Annotated in this window: 4 protein-coding genes; all 4 read right to left on the reverse strand. The window is 67.1% G+C overall.

The genetic code is table 11. The annotated features are described in order from the left end of the window. A partial coding sequence (locus XM50_RS00410) for an alpha-amylase family glycosyl hydrolase (RefSeq protein ID WP_046406426.1) occupies window positions 1–1,350 on the reverse strand: 1,350 nt, incomplete at its 3' end. Window positions 1,351–1,473: 123 nt separating this feature from the next. After that, a complete protein-coding gene (rplA, locus tag XM50_RS00415; RefSeq protein ID WP_046406428.1) occupies window positions 1,474–2,166 on the reverse strand; it encodes a 50S ribosomal protein L1 in 693 nt (230 codons plus the stop codon). Between the two features lie 4 nt (window positions 2,167–2,170). Continuing rightward, window positions 2,171–2,602 carry a 50S ribosomal protein L11 gene (gene rplK, locus XM50_RS00420; RefSeq protein ID WP_046406429.1) on the reverse strand — a complete coding sequence of 144 codons (432 nt, stop codon included), beginning with the start codon at window positions 2,600–2,602 and terminating at the stop codon, window positions 2,171–2,173. A gap of 156 nt (window positions 2,603–2,758) precedes the next feature. Then, on the reverse strand, window positions 2,759–3,552 hold a 794-nt coding region (locus tag XM50_RS00425; RefSeq protein ID WP_046406431.1), incomplete at its 5' end, for an aldehyde dehydrogenase family protein.

Here is a 3,552-nt window from a genome sequence, read left to right on the forward strand (position 1 = left end):
GCGGCGCGCGGCGAGGAGGCGGCGGTAGAGCCAGAGCATCGAGGCCGGGTCCGCCTCCTGCGCCGCGACATTGCGGGTGCGCCAGTCGGGGTGGAGCGGCAGCCACGGCTCGGCGGTGGAAAAGCCGGCGTTGGGCGAGCCATCCCAGGCCATCGGCGTGCGCGAGCGGTCGCGGCCGAGACCCATGCCGGGCTGGCGCAGGTCCTGCGGGTCGCGGATCCGGTCGGGCGGGATATCGACCTTTCCGATGCCGATTTCATCGCCCTGATAGAGTGTCGGCGTGCCGCGCAGCGTGAGCAGCAGCATGGCGGCGACACGGGCTTGGCGCTCCCCGATGCGCGCGGCAATGCGCGGCGCATCGTGGCTGCCGATCACCCAATTGGGCCAGCCATGTTCGGGAATGGCGGCATCATAGCTGGCGATCAGCCGGGCGAGCGTGTCGCGATCCCACGGGTTTTCGATCAGCTCGAAATTGAAGGGCAATTGGACATAGGGCTGATCCGCCGGGCCGTACCAGCGCATCAGGCGATCGAGCGGCAGGAAGATCTCCCCCACCAGCAAGGTCTCGCCATAGCTGTCGGCAAGCTCCCGGAACTGGCGGGCAAAGGCATAAGCCTCGGGCTGGTCGGTCGAGTTCAGCTGAATGAGGCGCAGCTTCTCCGCCATCCCCTCGCGCCAGTCGGGGTTGGGCGGATTGTCCGGCAGCCCTTGCGCCTTCACGATGTGCCACAACACGTCGATGCGGAAACCGTCGACGCCGCGGTCGAGCCAGAAGCGCAGCACATCGATCATCGCCGCCGCAACCTCAGGATTACGCCAGTTGAGGTCGGCCTGCTCCTTCAGGAAGGTGTGGAGATAATATCGGCCGGTCTTGGGATCGAGCTCCCACGCCGGGCCGCCCATGTCGCTGATCCAGTTGTTGGGCGGGCCGCCGCCCGGCGCGGGATCGCGCCAGATGTACCAGTCCCGTTTCGGATTATCACGGCTGGCGCGGCTTTCGACGAACCAGGGGTGCTGGGTCGAGGAATGGTTGGGGACGAAATCGAGCAGCAGCTTCAGCCCGCGCGCACGGACCGCGGCGAGCAGGCGGTCGAAGGCGGCGAGGTCGCCGAACATTGGCTCTACGCCGGTGTAATCGGCGACGTCATAGCCGAAGTCGGCCATTGGCGAGGGAAAGATCGGCGAGAGCCAGATCGCGTCGACGCCGAGCGAGGCGATATGATCGAGATGCGCCTCGATCCCGGCAAGGTCGCCGATGCCGTCGCCATCGCTGTCCGCGAAGGAGCGTGGATAGACCTGATAGATGACGCCGCGCTTCCACCAGGGCGCAGCGATGGTGCCCTCGCTCATGCGGTTCGTAACGCATCGGCAACGGATGGGTTCACGCGGGCCATGCCGCCGGCGGCAGCGGGCAACAAAAAAGGCCGGAGGTTGCCCCCCGGCCTTCTTCGTTACGCTAACTGAAACGTCGGATCAGGCCGAAGCGACTTCCGCCACGTCGATCTTGATGCCCGCACCCATGGTGCTGGAGATCGCGACCTTGCGGACGTACTTGCCCTTGGCGCCGGCCGGCTTGGCCTTGACCACCGCGTCGACCAGCGCGTCGAAGTTCGCGCGCAGGTCCTCGGCCGGGAAGCTTGCCTTGCCGATGCCCGAGTGGATGATACCGGCCTTTTCGACGCGATATTCGACCTGGCCGCCCTTGGCAGCCTTCACCGCCTCGGCGACGTTCATCGTCACGGTGCCGAGCTTCGGGTTCGGCATCAGGCCCTTGGGACCCAGAACCTTACCGAGACGGCCGACGATGCCCATCATGTCCGGGGTCGCGATGCAGCGATCGAAATCGATCTTGCCGCCCTGGATGGTTTCCATCAGGTCTTCCGCACCGACGACGTCGGCGCCGGCAGCCAGTGCCTCTTCAGCCTTTGCGCCGCGGGCGAACACGCCGACGCGAACGGTCTTGCCGGTGCCCTTGGGCAGCGTGACGACGCCGCGGACCATCTGGTCAGCGTGACGCGGATCGACGCCGAGGTTCAGCGCGACTTCGATCGTCTCGTCGAACTTGGAGGTCGCACCCGACTTGGCGAGGCTGATCGCCTCGTCGACGCCGTGCAGCTTCTCGCGGTCGATCGTGATCGCCTTCTGCTTCTTCGTGAGCTTCGCCATGGGATTAACCCTCCACAACCTGGAGGCCCATCGCGCGAGCGGAGCCTTCGATGATCTTCGTTGCTGCGTCGATGTCGTTCGCGTTCAGGTCCTTCATCTTGGCCTGTGCGATCTCGGCGAGCTGCGAGCGCTTGATGGTTCCCGCGCTGGTCTTGCCCGGCTCCTTCGAGCCCGACTTCAGGTTCAGCGCCTTCTTGATGAGGAAGGTCGCCGGCGGCGTCTTCGTCTCGAAGCTGAACGAGCGGTCGGCGTAGACGGTGATGACGGTGGGGAGGGGCGAACCCTTTTCCATGTCAGCGGTCTGCGCGTTGAACGCCTTGCAGAATTCCATGATGTTCACGCCGCGCTGACCCAGCGCCGGGCCGATCGGCGGCGACGGGTTTGCAGCGCCGGCAGGCACCTGCAGCTTGATATAGCCTGTGATTTTCTTCGCCATGTCACTCTCTTTAAGTTTAGCGGTGGTCGCGGGCGCGTTGCCGCACCCTCCCGCAAGCGTTCCAGCGATTTACCTGGAAGAGCGCGCGCATAGCGGGGTCGCGGGGAAAAATCCAGTCCCGCGCGGCCCCGCCATGCGTGTGGTTGATGCCGCGCCTCAGGTCATCGCCATGAGGCTGGCGTTGCCGCCGGCCGCGGTGGTGTTGATCGAAGTGGACACCTCCTCGACCAGCCATTCGAGGTGATAGTCGTTCGCCTGCGTCAGCACGATCGGGCCATCCAGCGCGGCGATTCGCTGTTGCAGGTCGCGCACGCGCGCGGCGTCGCCCTCGATCAGCGCGCCGGCATAGGGGCCGTCGTTGGACCAGTCGCTGGTCCAGCGGACGCGGGCGGCGATCGGGGCCGGCAGATCGGCCCGGAAAGCGGCGTCGACCACGAGGTCGTTGCCGGTGGCGAGCGCGGCGGCGAGCTGCGCCATCAGCCCGGCGCTGGTTTCGGGGAGCAGCAGGATCCGGCCGCGCGGGTGGAGTGCGTAGAGGTTGCGCTCCCCCACCGGGCCGTCGAGCTCCGCCTCAAGGCCGAGCGGGGAGGCGGCGGCAATGTCGCGGGCGCGGGTGGCGGCGGGTTCGTCGCCGCGTTGTTCCAGCCAGAGCGCGAGGTCGCGGGTGGCGGCATCGGCTGCCGTCGACGTGCCGGCGGGCGCCTCGATCGCGCCGCGCACCAGCCGGCCGAGATAGAGCGGGCCGCCCGCCTTGGGTCCGGTGCCCGACAGGCCGCGGCCGCCGAATGGCTGGACGCCGACGATCGCGCCGATGACGTTGCGGTTGATGTAGAGATTGCCCGCCTTCACCCGCGCGGTGACATGGGCGATCGTCTCGTCGAGGCGGGTGTGGAGGCCGAAGGTCAGGCCATAGCCGGTGGCGTTGATTCGGTCGATCAGCGCGTCGAGCC

This window comes from Sphingomonas sp. Ag1 (assembly GCF_000980895.1).
Classification (GTDB): domain Bacteria; phylum Pseudomonadota; class Alphaproteobacteria; order Sphingomonadales; family Sphingomonadaceae; genus Sphingomonas; species Sphingomonas panaciterrae.